We start from the raw sequence: 14141 nt of genomic DNA, 5'->3' as shown, positions 1-14141 counted from the left end.
ATAAAAGTAACCTTTTTTTGCGAAATTAAATTTATTTTGCAATCACAAAACTCTTGTAAAATGACTAAAGTATACTATTTAAAAACGTGTAGCACCTGTTCTAGAATTTTAAAAGAATTAGATCTGCCTTCAAATGTTGTTTTACAGGATATTAAAAGCGATCCTATTACGCCACAACAATTAGAAGAAATGAGGGCGCTATCTGAAAGCTACGAAGCTTTATTTAACAAGCGCGCAACGTTATATAAAACGATGGATTTAAAAAATAAATCACTTACCGAAAAGGATTATAAACACTATATTTTAGAACATTACACATTTCTAAGTCGTCCTGTCTTTATTATTAATAAGGCCATTTACATAGGGAATTCTAAGAAAAACGTTGAAGCTGTTAAACACGTCTTAAATGAAGTTTAGAATCTGGGCACTAATTGCTGCTTTTGTAGTACAGTTACTCTATGGTTTAAACTTTACGCTGGCTAAAGATGTTATTGCAGGCGGTTTTGTCACACCGTTTGCTTTTATAATTTTTAGAGTAGCAGGTGCGACGTTATTATTTTGGGTATTTAGCGGTATGGGACCCCAAGAAAAAATAGCACCAAAAGATTTTATTACGCTGTTTTTCGCTGCCATTTTTGGAGTCGCAACCAATATGCTTATGTTTTTTAAAGGGCTAGAATATACCTCACCTATTCACGCGGCCGTAATAACAACAATAGTTCCTATTATAGTGCTTATTCTTTCTACCTTTTATTTGAAAGAACGGTTTACAACACTTAAAGTTGTAGGTGTTGTTTTGGCATTTTCTGGCGCGATTGTTTTAACGCTTTACGGCAAATCTTCACGCGTTGGAGATAATGTGCCTTTAGGAAATTTATTAGTATTAATTAACGCCATTTCCTATAGTATTTATATTATAATTCTAAAAAAACTAACTGATAAATACCATCCGTTTACGTTTATAAAATGGGTGTTTTTATTCGGCTTATTCTTAGTTATGCCATTTGGCATTAACGATTTTATCGCTATAGATTACACCTCTTTTACACCTTATATTTACTTCTCAATTGCGTTTGTTATTGTTGGCGCTACGTTTGGCACGTATACTTTAAATCCTTTAGCATTGCGCCATTTAAAAGCATCTACAGTAAGTATTTTTATTTATATCCAGCCGGTAATTGCAGGAATATTTGCCATTATAATGGGAAGCGACAGTTTAAGTAGTGTAAAACTTATCGCTTCCGCATTAATATTTACAGGGGTGTATTTAGTGACTAAAAAGCCAAAAGCACCCGCGGTACAGCTTTAAATTACAGATTTAAATTTACTGGTTTTCGGCCTTTCGCTCGTGCGTCTTCTTTTGTTAAGACCTTATAGTCTTCCGTTTTCGGGAATTCATCAGCGATATCTAATAACTCTTTTGGAAGCGCTGTTATTTTGCGTTCTTTTAAATCTATCCAAGCGCCAAACATTTCGCAAAATGCTAGATTTTCACCTTTATGATTATAGAAATTATGATCGAATTTAAAAAACGAACCCTCTTCACTCAACCCAGAAACCTCTAAACTTACAGTAATGGGTTGCCCCATAAACACTTCCTTAAAATAAGACATATGCTCGTAAAAGACTACCGGGCCAATGTTGTGCAGTGCCAATTCTTTCATAGTAAAACCTTGTTCTATTAAAAAGGCCATACGCGTATGACTCATAAAATTAGTAAAAGCAGAATTCGCCAAATGCCTGTTAGCATCGACATCACTCCAACGTATTTCAAATTGTTTTGTGTACATATTCTTAATTGTTTTACTTCAAAATTACATAATATTGTTGTGCACGCATAAAAAATTAAAAGGTTTTCTAAACACACGCTTTTCATTACCTTTGCACAACTTTATATAGAAAGCTTATGATACATTCAATGACAGGTTATGGTAAATCTGTAGTACAGTTACCAACAAAAAAGATATCGATAGAACTAAAATCGTTAAATAGTAAAAACCTGGATTTAAACGCCAGAATGCCTTCTATTTATAGAGAAAAAGAATTACCGCTTCGCAAATTAATTGCAAAAGAACTAGATCGCGGTAAAGTCGATTTCTCAATTTATGTTGAAACGACTGCTGAAGATACATCGGCAAAGATTAACACTCCCGTTGTTAAACAATATATCGAGCAATTAAGGGCGGTTGTAGATGGTGATGAAGTAGAACTGTTAAAAATGGCGGTGCGTTTTCCTGATGCTTTAAATACAGAGCGTGAAGAAATTGACGAAAACGAATGGCAAATCATAGAAACTGAAATTAAAAATGCCATTGAAAGCATTAAAACCTACAGATTAGACGAAGGTAAAGTACTGGAAACCGATTTTAAAAATCGCGTTGCTATAATAAGTGATTTACTAGAACAAATAATCGCAATGGACCCGGAGCGTATTGATGGCGTTAAAGACCGTTTAAAAAAGGGGGTTGAAGAACTTAAGGAAAAATACGACGAAAACCGTTTTGAGCAAGAACTCGTTTATTACATTGAAAAATTTGATATCACCGAAGAGAAAGTACGCTTAAAAAATCACTTAGATTACTTTTTAGACGCTTTACATTCTGAAGATTCTAACGGAAAGAAATTAGGTTTTATCTCTCAAGAAATGGGAAGAGAAATCAATACCATAGGCTCTAAAAGCAACTATGCACCAATGCAACAACTGGTCGTACAAATGAAAGACGAGTTAGAAAAAATTAAAGAACAATTACTAAACGTACTGTAATTAGCGCGTAACCAAAATATATATTTGTGACCACAGTATCCACTAAAAAACAAGGTAAACTTATCGTGTTTTCTGCACCTTCCGGCTCAGGAAAAACAACCATTGTAAGACATTTATTAAAAAACGAAGCGCTTAATTTGGCGTTTTCAATTTCGGCAACTTCTCGAGAAAAGCGCGGCGAAGAGATAGACCTAGAAGACTACTACTTTTTATCAGCTAAAGAATTTAAAAACAAAATTAAAGGCGATGAATTCTTAGAATGGGAAGAAGTGTATCGCGATAATTTTTATGGGACTTTAAAGACGGAAGTCGACAGGCTTTGGGCGTTAGGAAAGCACGTTCTTTTCGATATTGATGTGTCTGGGGGTTTGCGTATTAAACGAAAGTTTCCTGAACAAACTTTAGCTGTTTTTGTTAAACCACCAAGTATCGACGAGCTAAAAATTAGACTTAAAAACAGAAAAACAGAGACCGACGACAAAATAAATATGCGCGTTGCAAAAGCCTCGGCAGAATTAGCCACTGCCCCACTGTTTGATATTATTATAGAAAATGATAATTTAGAAAAAGCGCTTGCCGAAGCAGAAACTACGGTAGCTAATTTTTTAAACGCCGATAATTAACACGCTAGTATTATGAATATAGGTCTATTTTTTGGTTCTTTTAACCCCATCCACGTTGGGCATTTAATTATAGCACACCAAATGGCAGAAAACAGCGATTTAGACCAAGTCTGGTTTGTAGTGACACCACACAGTCCCTTTAAAAAGAAAACTTCACTTCTGGATAACTACGACCGTTTAGAAATGGTACATTTAGCCACCAAAGACTACGATAATTTAATGCCTAGCGCTATCGAGTTTAATTTGCCGCAGCCTAATTACACCATAAATACACTCGCCTATTTAAAAGAAAAACATCCTAATAATCAGTTTTCATTGATTATGGGTGAAGACAATTTAAAAGGGTTTCATAAATGGAAAAACTACGCACTTATTTTAGAGCATCATAATATCTATGTGTACCCGAGAATTGCCGAAGGCACTACTGATACGTCACTTAGCGATCATCCACAAATTCACAAGGTTGAAGCTCCCATTATGCAATTGTCATCAACCTATATTCGTAAAGCAATTAAAGAAGGTAAAAACATCAGGCCATTATTACCAGAACACGTTTGGAAGTACGTCGATGATATGCATTTTTACAGCTAATTTGAGAATTATTTATTATAATTTATAAGACTTAAGACGAAATGTTAACGGCATCTTTCAGCCGAATAATAAGAGTTCGTGAACCGCTTAAACTAAATCTAAAATGAGAACGAAGTTACATGTTTTTAAAACCGTTGCTTATCATTTAAGTTTTACCAAAGCTGCCGAGCAATTGTATATTTCTCAGCCTGCCGTTTCTAAAGCCGTTAGAAATTTAGAAGACGATTACAAAACTACGTTTTTCCTAAGACACCGCAACTCGATAGAGCTCACCGATAACGGAAAAGTGTTTTTGGAGTACGTAAATAAGATTTTAAACATTTTTTCTGAAATCGATAATCAGTTTTTAAATGAAAAAGAGGCGCTTCCTAAAGACATCACTTTTGGAGTAAGCAGCACACTAGCAACTTATATTATTCCTAAAATTATAGCCAATTTTAGAGTACACTATCCTGAAACGCGGTTTAAAATAAAAAGCGGCAATTCGGAGGATATTGAAGTGCTTCTGCTTAACCAGCACTTAGATTTTGGGATTACAGAAGGCAAAGAATCACATAAAAAGCTTCAGTTTAAACCGTTTCTAAAAGACGAAATTGTATTGGTTACCAATGCTAATAATACCGCGTTTAAAAACGGTGTTATTACTCTAGAAATATTACAACAGTTACCAATTATTGAACGCGAATTTGGTTCGGGAACACGTAATATTATATATGAATTTTTAAATAAAAAAGGGATTACTGCGTTAAATACGGTCGTGACTTTAAACAGTACGGAGGCTATAAAAAACTATCTTTATAATTCGGACAATTACGCGCTAATATCGATTAATGCGGTAAGTGAAGACTTAAAAAACAACAAGCTTAGAATTATAGATATTTCAGATTTAACAATGGAGCGCTGGTTTCATTTTGTGTGCCGCACGGGGTATCAATCTAAAGTAATGGATAGCGTCGAAAAGTTTATTAGAAACAACTACTCATAACTTTTAGTTATATACAATAGCTTTTTAATGTGCTTAACAGTTATATCTCTGCCGTAACTTTGCGCCTATATTACAACAGTTATGAAAACGCAGATACCAAAAGTTATTTTTTTCCTCCTTGGAATTGTAACATTATCAGGACTAGTAGAGAGCCCAATTGCTTTATTATTGGGATTTGTATTCACCTTAATTTGTAAGAATCCTTTTAAAGCTGAAAGTCAGAAAGTAATAAGTTATTTATTAAAAATAGCAGTAGTAGGTTTAGGTTTCGGGATGTTTTTAAAAGAAACCATAGAAACCAGTAGAGACGGACTAGCGCTTACTTTTTACTCTATAGTTTTAACGGTAACCCTAGGTATATTCTTAACGCGTGCTTTTAAAATAGACAAAAAACTGGGGCATTTAATTACTTCAGGCACTTCTATTTGCGGTGGTAGTGCCATTGCAGCGATTGCCCCCGTAATAAAAGCAAAAAGTGAGATTATTAGTATTGCATTAGGTATCATTTTCTTGCTAAACTCTATCGCTTTACTTGTTTTCCCTCCACTAGGGCATTTATTTCAATTAACACAAGAACAATTTGGTTTATGGTGCGCTATAGCTATTCACGACACGAGCTCGGTAGTTGGTGCTGCTTTAAGTTATGGAGACGATGCGCTCCGTATTGCAACCACGGTTAAACTATCGAGAACACTTTGGATAATTCCATTATCGATTTTCTCAATGTTTATGTTTAAAACAAAAGGCGAAAAAATTAAAATCCCTTATTTTATTTTACTGTTTATTGGAGCTATAGTCATTAACAGCTTCCATATTCTTCCTGAGACTATCACTGGCAGTATTGTTGTAATTTCTAAGCGTCTTTTAATTCTAACATTATTTTTAGTCGGCTCTACAATTTCAATTAAAGATTTAAAATCAACGGGAATTAAACCCATAGTATTGGCCGTATCATTATGGCTGTTTATTGCAATCTTCTCATTACTTTACATTCTAAACTAAAGGTCTATTATTTAAACATTTTTTAACACGCGTTGATTTTGACACATCGAAAAAAAAACCGAGATTCGGCAATGGATTTAAACACAAAAAAAAACAAGTGTAAAAGATGGGGTTTCTGATTTAAAAAATGAAAACGCAACGCATAAAAATAAGTAAATTAAAACTAGTAGCCCTTCCGTTACTAGCTTTGCTGTTATTACTTTCGCCCTGCTCGGTGAAAGGCGCACTACAAAATGCTCTAGAAGTTGACGTTTCAAAATCACTTCACAAAAGTAAATCGGCAGCACCTCAATTAAATATTTGTAATATTTGGGAGCACCAAGCACAAACAGAAACAAAACAAGCGACGAAAAAAGACATTAAAAAAACTCTTTCTACATCTTTTTCACATCGTTTATTCAACACTAACACAAAACGTAAAGCCTCATTTTGGGTGGAGCATCCTGTTGGTCTTAACGTACAACCCCCACTATACATTTTATATAAAAGACTTAAAATTTACGATTTAGACGCTTTTACCTTCGTTTAAATCACTATTCTTTTACTATAAAATTTATTAAAATGCAAGATCAAAAAATACTACAGTCGTATAATATGGCTGGTCTTTTTACTATATCCCTACGTTTAGTTGTAGGATGGACTTATTTTTCAGCCTTCTGGCGTCGTCTCATTTTAGACAACAAACTAGACCCTGAAACCGCTGGTTATATTGGAGAAAAATTTAATCACTTTTTACCAAACGCACTTGGTATAAAACCTATCATTGAATATTTAGTAACACACCCGGAAGCCTTATGGTGGGCTATGGCAAGTTTTACTATTGTTGAGGCTATCGTTGGCCTATGTATGATGCTTGGACTGTTTACACGCCTTATGAGTATTGGCGTATTTGGCCTCGCTATGGGTATTTTATTAGGCTCCGGCTGGATTGGTACCACGTGCTTAGATGAGTGGCAAATTGGAGTATTAGGTATCGCAACTGGATTTACTATTTTCCTTTCGGGAAGTGGTAAGTACTCGTTAGATTATTTATTACTTAAAAACAAATCTAAAATAACCACGTCGAAAGCCTTTAACTGGTTAGGCTCTGGAGTTTTACCAATTAAATTGAACGTATTACATAAAATAGTATTTGCTGGCTCGTTTTTAATTTTAGGCCTTACGCTATTTACAAACCAATATTTTCACGGCGGTGTTTGGGGAACGTTACACAATAAATCTGTTAAGCCTAAAATAGAACTTAGCCAAGGAGTCATAAACGACAACACGCTATCTTTTCAAGTATTTAGAGTTGAGGGTGTAGATGTATATGGTTCTTTTTTAATTCAAATAGATTTAAAAAATAAGGCCGGCGAAACACTTATAAAATTAGATGGTGCGCGCTTATCGCAATTCCCTAAAGAAAGTATTAATAACGTCTATGTTACCAAAGTAAAACCAGGAAAACACAGTATGATTATTCCTTTAGGCGCAAAAGCGACGCTATCTATTAAAGACAACGCATTAGCAAATTTACCGTCTGGCGACTACACCGTGTCCCTTACCGATATTAGCGGTACTGTTTGGAATGAAACTATTACTATTTCGAATTAATTTTTATACTATAATAAAAGCCCAACGCATCTACGTTGGGCTTTTTTGATTATTCTTCTTTTTAAAAAGTAGGGTTTTTCATACAATTACGGTTTTTGCCGTAATGAAAAAGCATAAAAAAGACGTGTTTTAGACAAACGGCAGAAAAAACCGATTAACAGCACTATTAACCCTTTCCAATCCGATAGCTTTGCACAAAATTAATAGATATGAAAGCAGTAAACCCCTTAACTTTACTACTTATATTTGCATCTTTAATTGGATATATCGCCCTTAGTATTTGGTTTGTATTCAAAAACGAGCAAAAAAAATTAAACAGAATAATATGGATTTGCCTTATTTTAGGTCTGCCATTTTTAGGCTCTACAATTTATTTTTTAAAGTACTTTATAGACAGCGGCAGTACAGAAATAAGCCCAAAAAATACACCCTAATTTTTATTCTATGATACTGATTAACACAAAAATAAATTAACACACATCCAACCCACTTAAAAGGCCTTAATACACAAGAGAGCAAACGCTAAGGCATTATTAAAGACCACATTTAAGCCATTCACTTTAAATATTACGAGAGTCCTCACTACCTATAAAAGCGTAGCGTTATTTACTTATATTTTTAAGAGTTATAATATGGGGCTTAGCCAAAAAAACAATATACAGAACCGTTTCCGCTCCAAACACGCGCTTATACTTAGACATTGAGAATATGTGATAAAGTTGACACGCCTCCTATTTTTCATAAAAAATATAAAAATGCCGGAAGCTAACAAAAGTCATCTTCTAGCACGTTATTATGTTATAATTTTGAATAAAATATAAAAACTATGACGCAGTGAACCCAATACCCTTACTACTGATATTTACATCTTTAATTGGCTACATTACCCTTAGCATATGGTTTGTAAACAAAAACGAGCAAAAAAAACTAAACAGAACAATCTGGATTTGCATTATCTTAGGCATTCCATTTATAGGTTCTACATTCTGTTTTTTACAGGTACTTAATAAACAGTAATCGTATAAAAACTTCCCTCGATAAATATTCTTATTACATAATAATCAAAAAAAAAGCCAACTCTATTAGAGATGACTTTTTTTTATTCGTGTTTTAAGAACTAATCCAAAGCAGGAATACGTAATACTTGACCTGGATAAATTTTGTCTGGATCGCTAAGCATTGGTTTATTTGCTTCAAAAATTACTGGATATTTCATTGCGTTAGCATAATATTTTTTCGCTATTTTACCTAGCGTATCACCACTAACCACAGTATAAAACTGCGCTTCTGGCTCTTTATGCTCTACCGTCATTTGGTCGTCTACTGTCGCTATTCCATCACTATTACCCACTACTAAAATCACTTTTTCGCGCGTCGATTGGTCTGCCGCTTTACCAGATAGTGTCGCTTTATCGTCATCAATTAAAATAGTAAGTCCTTCGACCTTTAAATCGAGATCTTGCACTGTCTCTTTTAATTTTATAGCAGCCATTTCCTCTAATTTTAATTCTGCTGCTTCCGCTTCGGCTTGTTCTTCTTTATCTGTTTTTCCTATTCCAAATACTTTGGCTCCTGCATTTTTAATAAATGAAAATAATCCCATAATGTTTATTGATTTTATCGTTAATAATTCGTGTGCTTGCTTGTTGTAAAGTTTAAAAAAATCTTTTTCAATTCCTATTATTAAGAGGAATTAATAGCGACTAAACAACAAAAAAAACTACTTAACCATTTTAGGCTGAGTAGTTTTAGGTTTATCTAATTAATAAAAAATTATTAATTTCTTGTACTGTTACGCGCATTTTCTTTTTTAATTGTGCGCTGCTTTCTTTTTTTATCTCCCGAGGTTTTAGTGGTATTTATAGTCGTGCCCTCTTTTAAATACTGAATATATCCGCGACCTTTAAATCTATAAAGCGTTCCAGAATCGGCATGAAAAAGTTCTATAGTTTGGTCGTTTTTAACATCCAACTCAAAAAATTCATTATCGAAATAATCATAATCGAGAGTTAGCGTTTTTAAGTACCTATTCCCCACTACATCTCCAACGCCATAAACTCCTGTATAATCCCAATATAATGAGTTTTGAGGTGTGTTAGCCACGTCTTGAGAGCTTCTAAAGGTTACATCGTTACCTCCTGCTAAAAACTGTAAATAGTTTTCATCATCAAAAGCATTTAATGCACCATAATTACTAGTAAATGTTTTCTCCCAAGCTTCATATTCTTGTAAAAAATAATGAATATTATCATAAAACACATAATCATAATCAAATGTTGCACGCTGCGATCCGTTTAAAAAATAAGACGTATCCGTATACGGGTTATATAATTCAATGGTATTATAATCTATTTGATACACATCAAAAGTATCAAAACCGTCAATGTCATGATCGGTATCTAAAATTCTATTATACGCGTCGTAATACCCTATCGCAATACCAAAGCCGTTGCCTTGACTGCCAATACCCACTAAATTATTATTTGCATACAATACGCCATTTCTAAACGATACGGTAAATGCGATTTGTAAAAACGGTGTTTCTCCATACCCTATAGTTTCATTAATATCTACATACCAAAGCTCGTAAGAATTTAATACTTGATTTAAAGATAACGGCGGTGGCGTCGTTTGTACATAATCGTCTTGAACAATTACATCGGTTTGGCAAGACGTTACTACTAGTGCCAAAAGCACTACACCAAGAATTCGTTTTAATTGTTTCATAACTGTCGTTTTTATGGATTGCTATTTAACGTTTTTCAAAAGTTGTGCCAGAAATAGAAAAGCTATTGCAACAAGGGTTTAGCTATCATTAATATTTTTGTATTTTTGAAGCTTACTTTAAAGACACCATAGGTTTTAAAAAGAGAATATGAGCAACGAATTAAAATATGCCGTTTTTGGATCTGGAAGTTGGGCCACTGCAATAGTAAAAATGTTATGCGAGAACCAAGCCGAGGTAGGCTGGTATATGCGCAGTGTGTATGCAAAAGAACATTTAATTAAGGAGCAGCACAACCCTAGTTACTTAAGCTCTGTAGAGTTTCGTTTAGAGCAATTAAAACTAAGTAACGATATTAACGAAATCGCTAACTATGCCGATGTTTTAATATTTGTTATTCCCTCTGCTTTTATCTATTCAGAATTAGAAAAATTAACGGTCGACATCACCAATAAAACAGTCGTTTCGGCAATAAAAGGTATTATTCCAGAAACTGGTTTGCTTTTAGGCGAGCATTTTCATGACACCTATAATGTACCTTTCGAGAACATCGCTGTCATTGCTGGCCCTTGCCACGCAGAAGAAGTCGCTTTAGAGCGTCTTTCGTACCTCACCATCTCGTGCGACGACGCTACCAAAGCGCAATACATTGCCAACGCCCTGTCTAGCGATTATATTAAAACAAAAATTAGCGACGACGTCATTGGTACCGAATACGCCGTTATGCTTAAAAATATTTATGCCATAGCCGCCGGTATTGCTCACGGATTGGGCTATGGCGACAATTTCCAAAGTGTGTTAATGAGTAACGCCATTCGCGAAATGAAGCGTTTTATAAAGAAAAAACATAAAATGAAACGCAACATTAACAACTCGGCGTACTTAGGCGATTTGCTCGTTACTGGTTACTCTTTATTTTCTAGAAACCGTATGTTCGGTAATATGATTGGAAAAGGCTACACCGTAAAATCGGCACAAATGGAAATGAGTATGGTTGCCGAAGGCTATTATGCTACCAAAAGCGCTTACTTAATTAATCAAAATAATAAAAAGAAAACCAAAATTCATATTATAGACGCCGTTTACAATATTCTATACCAAGGGAAAGATCCTAAAAAAGAATTTATAAAACTCGCCGACAAACTCGATTAGTAACACCTTAAACCGATTTACATTTGCTTTTTGGGCGTTACCAAAGGTCGGGCTTTACGCTCCAATCTTTTGGCTCGTCCCACGCCAAAAGGATTTCTGCCGCAATCCCTAACGCGGAGATTTACGTAAAACGAGACTGTTTTAGGGTTTAAGATTATCATTAATTATTTAAAACTTATTTTAAAAGATTTAGACTTTCTTTTTAATTAGTCCTACTACTATTAAAGCAATGCCCGCCCCTAATAAAAACCCAGTAATAAAGTCGATGCCGTCACTATCGAAATAAAAGCGTACAATAGCGCCTACTACCACTAAATTAAACCCAATAGCGCTTATTTTTTTCATTCTCTGTGTTTATGTAATTTACGTAACAGCACTGCTCCCATTACTTGGCAACAACACCGCGAGCTTCCATAAGCGGCACCGCTTGCAAGGCCTCTAAATTAATAGTATTCTTTTTAAACGTGTACACCTTATCGAACATCGTGTTGTCTTTAAAATAGGTGACTTTAAATTGATTGTTTAACGTAAATAATTCTTCTTGAATCATTTCAATTTTAGCGTAACTCTTTTTTGGTAGCACCTCTACTTTCTTGCGAAACTTAGACGTTATCTTGCTTTCCGAATAGCCATCGGTAACAATAATTACCATTTCTAGATCGGCATCATTGTCATTAATAATGTAAGCGTTCCAGTCCTGCGTTTTATAAATCGCGTTGTATTCGTTGACAATAGCCACATAAACACCTTCAACTTTTGGAATTTCGATATCTTTTTTCATACTGCAAAAATACAAATTTATTCAAAATAAGGGCTAGAATACGGTACCGTTATTATCGCTCTTAAATGACAGATTATACTATGCTCTAAAATAACGTTTAAAGCCAAGGCGTTAAAAAGAGAATTTTACTTAAAAGCAAGGGCTCCAATTCTTATAAAGCACAACTCAGGAATTAATTTTATATTTATAGCTAGCCTTAGGTGTCCTTCCGCTTTAGGTTACTCTAAGCTCTATAAACACAAGAGCAAATAATAAATATTTTCTAAAGACTTCTATAGCCAAATCCACGTGTGGTAATTCCTTTTTATTGCAAACAGAAAAGAGGGTTTTAAGTATTTTACTACTCAAAACCCTCTTTTATAAATTAAAATAATAGATACACTACCCACGTTAGTGTGTTGCTCTGTAATTTCTTTAATTTCAGTTGTAAACTAATCGATTAAAACATACGCTTTGTAATTTTGGACGTTCAGAATTGAACCTTCCAAAAAATCGCTTTTCTGTTTCTTCATTTACTTATTTCCAACCGCCACCTAAAGCTTCATATAAATTAACCATAGCAATGAGTTGCTGTAATTTACTGTCTACACTATTTAATTCGGCACTTAACGCACTTTGTCTTGCCGTTAATAAATCTAAATAATTGGCATAACCGTTTTTAAGCAATTCTTCAGAATTGGCTTCAGCGTTCTTTAATGCTGCGACTTCCAATTCTCTAAATTCTATTTTTTTAGTTTCAGCTTCGTAGGTGTATAAGGCATTAGACACTTCTGTTCCTGCCACTAATAGTATTTTCTTAAATTGCAGTAAAGCTTGCTCTTGTTGGGCAATAGCCACTTCATTTTGAGTCTTTATTTTTCGCTGATTAAATAACGGTTGCGTTAAACCACCAACAAGCGATGCAAAAAGTGAGTTTGCACTTAATAACTTATCTAATTCCAGACTTTGAAATCCGCCCGTAGCCGTTAATTTAAGCGACGGGTAAAAATTACTACGTGCGACATTAGTCAGCTCAAACGATTGTATTAAACCGTATTCTGCCGCCATAACATCTGGGCGATTACTTAATAAAGTTGCTGGCACTCCCAAACGAATGTCTTCATCGATATCTTGAACGCCTAAAGTGCTTCTTTCAAATTCTTGAGGCCCTTTTCCCAACAAAATGCTCAAGGTATTCTCCATCTTAAAGATTGCCGTTTCTAAGTCTATTTGCAACGCTTTTGCATTATTATATTGTGCGATATTCTGGTCTACTGCTACTTGCGTAACTTGCCCGGCGTCTTTTAGTGCCTTAATAGTAACCACACTACTATCTCGCGTTAAAATTGTTTGCTTAGTAATCTCTAACTGAGTATCTAAAGCCAATAAATTGTAATAGGCGATAGCAATACTAGAAATAAGTTGCGTTTTTACGGCTTGATGTCCTGCAACACTTTGTAAATAAGCCGCTTGTGTCGCCCGCTTATTACTTCTTATTTTACCCCAAATATCTGCTTCCCAAGATAAATTAGCTGTTAAATCAAACTGATCGGTAGAGGTATCCGCCAAAAACGCTCCAAATTGACTGTTTTTAGACAATTCTTGGTGTGTAATACTCGCTCCCGCACTTAGCGTAGGGAAATAGCCCGCTTTGCCTTGTAAAGCATAAGCTTCGGCAGCTGCGAGTTGCTGAAGAGCGATTCTTACATCAATATTATTCTGTAAGCCTTCTTCTATATACTGCTTTAAATACGGATCTGTAAACATCGTGGTCCACGACACCTCAGCCATCGATAAACTATCGGTTGGCAAATTATCGGTACGGTATAACGCTTCCGTTTCTTGTAAAGCTGGTCGTTCGTATTCTTTTGCAACAAAGCAAGAGGTTAACACAAAAGACGCACCTAATAAAAGGACTATATTATATAAACTTTGTTTTCTCATAA

At 34.7% G+C, this 14141-nt stretch carries 17 protein-coding genes; 11 read left to right on the top strand and 6 right to left on the bottom strand.

What is annotated here, in order from left to right:
* Positions 1–60 precede the first annotated feature (60 nt).
* Together ES677_RS06990 and ES677_RS06985 are read left to right on the top strand one after the other, a co-directional pair.
* The gene (locus ES677_RS06990) at positions 61–417 is read left to right on the top strand and encodes an arsenate reductase family protein (RefSeq protein WP_148380866.1); all 357 of its coding nucleotides are present in this window, start codon (positions 61–63) and stop codon (positions 415–417) included.
* Positions 407–1309, top strand: coding sequence for a DMT family transporter (locus ES677_RS06985; RefSeq protein ID WP_148380865.1), 903 nt, complete (start codon positions 407–409; stop codon positions 1307–1309). The genes ES677_RS06990 and ES677_RS06985 overlap by 11 nt, the downstream gene beginning before the upstream one ends.
* A gap of 1 nt (position 1310) precedes the next feature.
* Here ES677_RS06985 and ES677_RS06980 read toward each other — a convergent pair whose 3' ends face one another.
* The gene (locus tag ES677_RS06980; RefSeq protein WP_394348788.1) at positions 1311–1799 is read right to left on the bottom strand and encodes an acyl-CoA thioesterase; all 489 of its coding nucleotides are present in this window, start codon (positions 1797–1799) and stop codon (positions 1311–1313) included.
* Between the two features lie 107 nt (positions 1800–1906).
* Here ES677_RS06980 and ES677_RS06975 point away from each other — a divergent pair, with 107 nt between their 5' ends.
* The 8 genes from ES677_RS06975 (at position 1907) to ES677_RS15870 (ending at position 7992) form a co-directional block, all read left to right on the top strand.
* Entirely contained in the window at positions 1907–2764 is an 858-nt protein-coding gene (locus tag ES677_RS06975; protein ID WP_148369285.1) for a YicC/YloC family endoribonuclease, read from the top strand.
* Between the two features lie 26 nt (positions 2765–2790).
* Entirely contained in the window at positions 2791–3387 is a 597-nt protein-coding gene (gmk, locus tag ES677_RS06970) for a guanylate kinase (protein WP_148380864.1), read from the top strand.
* 12 nt (positions 3388–3399) lie between these two features.
* Positions 3400–3978: a nicotinate (nicotinamide) nucleotide adenylyltransferase gene (gene nadD / locus ES677_RS06965; RefSeq protein WP_148369281.1), complete on the top strand. Its 579-nt coding sequence runs from the start codon at positions 3400–3402 to the stop codon at positions 3976–3978.
* A gap of 103 nt (positions 3979–4081) precedes the next feature.
* Positions 4082–4963, top strand: a complete 882-nt coding sequence (locus ES677_RS06960; protein ID WP_148380863.1) for a LysR family transcriptional regulator — start codon at positions 4082–4084, stop codon at positions 4961–4963.
* An 81-nt stretch (positions 4964–5044) separates the two neighbouring features.
* Positions 5045–5965 (top strand): YeiH family protein, encoded by a 921-nt coding sequence (locus ES677_RS06955; RefSeq protein ID WP_148380862.1) that lies wholly within the window; start codon positions 5045–5047, stop codon positions 5963–5965.
* A gap of 127 nt (positions 5966–6092) precedes the next feature.
* The gene (locus ES677_RS06950) at positions 6093–6494 is read left to right on the top strand and encodes a hypothetical protein (RefSeq protein WP_148380861.1); all 402 of its coding nucleotides are present in this window, start codon (positions 6093–6095) and stop codon (positions 6492–6494) included.
* A gap of 32 nt (positions 6495–6526) precedes the next feature.
* Positions 6527–7558, top strand: coding sequence for a TQO small subunit DoxD (locus tag ES677_RS06945; RefSeq protein WP_148380860.1), 1032 nt, complete (start codon positions 6527–6529; stop codon positions 7556–7558).
* Positions 7559–7767: 209 nt separating this feature from the next.
* Positions 7768–7992 carry a PLDc N-terminal domain-containing protein gene (locus ES677_RS15870; RefSeq protein ID WP_148380859.1) on the top strand — a complete coding sequence of 75 codons (225 nt, stop codon included), beginning with the start codon at positions 7768–7770 and terminating at the stop codon, positions 7990–7992.
* Positions 7993–8675: 683 nt separating this feature from the next.
* On the opposite strand, the gene lysM is transcribed toward ES677_RS15870, so the two are convergent.
* Both lysM and ES677_RS06930 read right to left on the bottom strand, forming a co-directional pair.
* Positions 8676–9161 (bottom strand): peptidoglycan-binding protein LysM, encoded by a 486-nt coding sequence (gene lysM / locus ES677_RS06935; RefSeq protein ID WP_148380858.1) that lies wholly within the window; start codon positions 9159–9161, stop codon positions 8676–8678.
* A gap of 173 nt (positions 9162–9334) precedes the next feature.
* On the bottom strand, positions 9335–10285 hold the full coding sequence (locus ES677_RS06930) for a nicotinic acid mononucleotide adenyltransferase (protein WP_148380857.1): 951 nt from the start codon (positions 10283–10285) through the stop codon (positions 9335–9337).
* Between the two features lie 148 nt (positions 10286–10433).
* Between ES677_RS06930 and ES677_RS06925 the strand changes: the two genes are divergently transcribed.
* Positions 10434–11435: an NAD(P)H-dependent glycerol-3-phosphate dehydrogenase gene (locus ES677_RS06925; RefSeq protein ID WP_148380856.1), complete on the top strand. Its 1002-nt coding sequence runs from the start codon at positions 10434–10436 to the stop codon at positions 11433–11435.
* Positions 11436–11624: 189 nt separating this feature from the next.
* Here the strand turns inward: ES677_RS06925 and ES677_RS15275 are convergent, their stop codons facing one another.
* The 3 genes from ES677_RS15275 to ES677_RS06915 all read right to left on the bottom strand — a co-directional run bounded on the left by ES677_RS15275 (position 11625) and on the right by ES677_RS06915 (position 14139).
* Positions 11625–11780: a hypothetical protein gene (locus tag ES677_RS15275; protein WP_170234429.1), complete on the bottom strand. Its 156-nt coding sequence runs from the start codon at positions 11778–11780 to the stop codon at positions 11625–11627.
* Positions 11781–11820: 40 nt separating this feature from the next.
* Complete coding sequence (locus tag ES677_RS06920; RefSeq protein ID WP_148369261.1) at positions 11821–12216, bottom strand: hypothetical protein; 396 nt, start codon at positions 12214–12216, stop codon at positions 11821–11823.
* 516 nt (positions 12217–12732) lie between these two features.
* Positions 12733–14139, bottom strand: coding sequence for an efflux transporter outer membrane subunit (locus ES677_RS06915; RefSeq protein ID WP_148380855.1), 1407 nt, complete (start codon positions 14137–14139; stop codon positions 12733–12735).
* Positions 14140–14141: the final 2 nt, after the last annotated feature.

The organism is Bizionia gelidisalsuginis (assembly GCF_008086185.1).
In the GTDB taxonomy this organism is placed as follows: domain Bacteria; phylum Bacteroidota; class Bacteroidia; order Flavobacteriales; family Flavobacteriaceae; genus Bizionia; species Bizionia saleffrena.
The sequence above is the reverse complement of the archived record's forward strand: the minus strand, read 5'-3'. Positions and strand labels throughout refer to the sequence as shown.

Bases quoted from the DNA above. Each gene is read 5' to 3' on its own strand.
- ES677_RS06975 (WP_148369285.1), top strand. From the start codon at position 1,907: ATGATACATTCAATGACAGGTTATGGTAAATCTGTAGTACAGTTACCA.
- ES677_RS06985 (WP_148380865.1), top strand. From the start codon at position 407: ATGAAGTTTAGAATCTGGGCACTAATTGCTGCTTTTGTAGTACAGTTA.
- ES677_RS06925 (WP_148380856.1), top strand. From the start codon at position 10,434: ATGAGCAACGAATTAAAATATGCCGTTTTTGGATCTGGAAGTTGGGCC.
- ES677_RS06915 (WP_148380855.1), bottom strand. From the start codon at position 14,139: ATGAGAAAACAAAGTTTATATAATATAGTCCTTTTATTAGGTGCGTCT.
- nadD (WP_148369281.1), top strand. From the start codon at position 3,400: ATGAATATAGGTCTATTTTTTGGTTCTTTTAACCCCATCCACGTTGGG.
- ES677_RS15275 (WP_170234429.1), bottom strand. From the start codon at position 11,780: ATGAAAAAAATAAGCGCTATTGGGTTTAATTTAGTGGTAGTAGGCGCT.
- ES677_RS06950 (WP_148380861.1), top strand. From the start codon at position 6,093: ATGAAAACGCAACGCATAAAAATAAGTAAATTAAAACTAGTAGCCCTT.
- ES677_RS06930 (WP_148380857.1), bottom strand. From the start codon at position 10,285: ATGAAACAATTAAAACGAATTCTTGGTGTAGTGCTTTTGGCACTAGTA.
- ES677_RS06945 (WP_148380860.1), top strand. From the start codon at position 6,527: ATGCAAGATCAAAAAATACTACAGTCGTATAATATGGCTGGTCTTTTT.
- ES677_RS06920 (WP_148369261.1), bottom strand. From the start codon at position 12,216: ATGAAAAAAGATATCGAAATTCCAAAAGTTGAAGGTGTTTATGTGGCT.
- ES677_RS06955 (WP_148380862.1), top strand. From the start codon at position 5,045: ATGAAAACGCAGATACCAAAAGTTATTTTTTTCCTCCTTGGAATTGTA.
- ES677_RS15870 (WP_148380859.1), top strand. From the start codon at position 7,768: ATGAAAGCAGTAAACCCCTTAACTTTACTACTTATATTTGCATCTTTA.
- ES677_RS06990 (WP_148380866.1), top strand. From the start codon at position 61: ATGACTAAAGTATACTATTTAAAAACGTGTAGCACCTGTTCTAGAATT.
- ES677_RS06960 (WP_148380863.1), top strand. From the start codon at position 4,082: ATGAGAACGAAGTTACATGTTTTTAAAACCGTTGCTTATCATTTAAGT.
- lysM (WP_148380858.1), bottom strand. From the start codon at position 9,161: ATGGGATTATTTTCATTTATTAAAAATGCAGGAGCCAAAGTATTTGGA.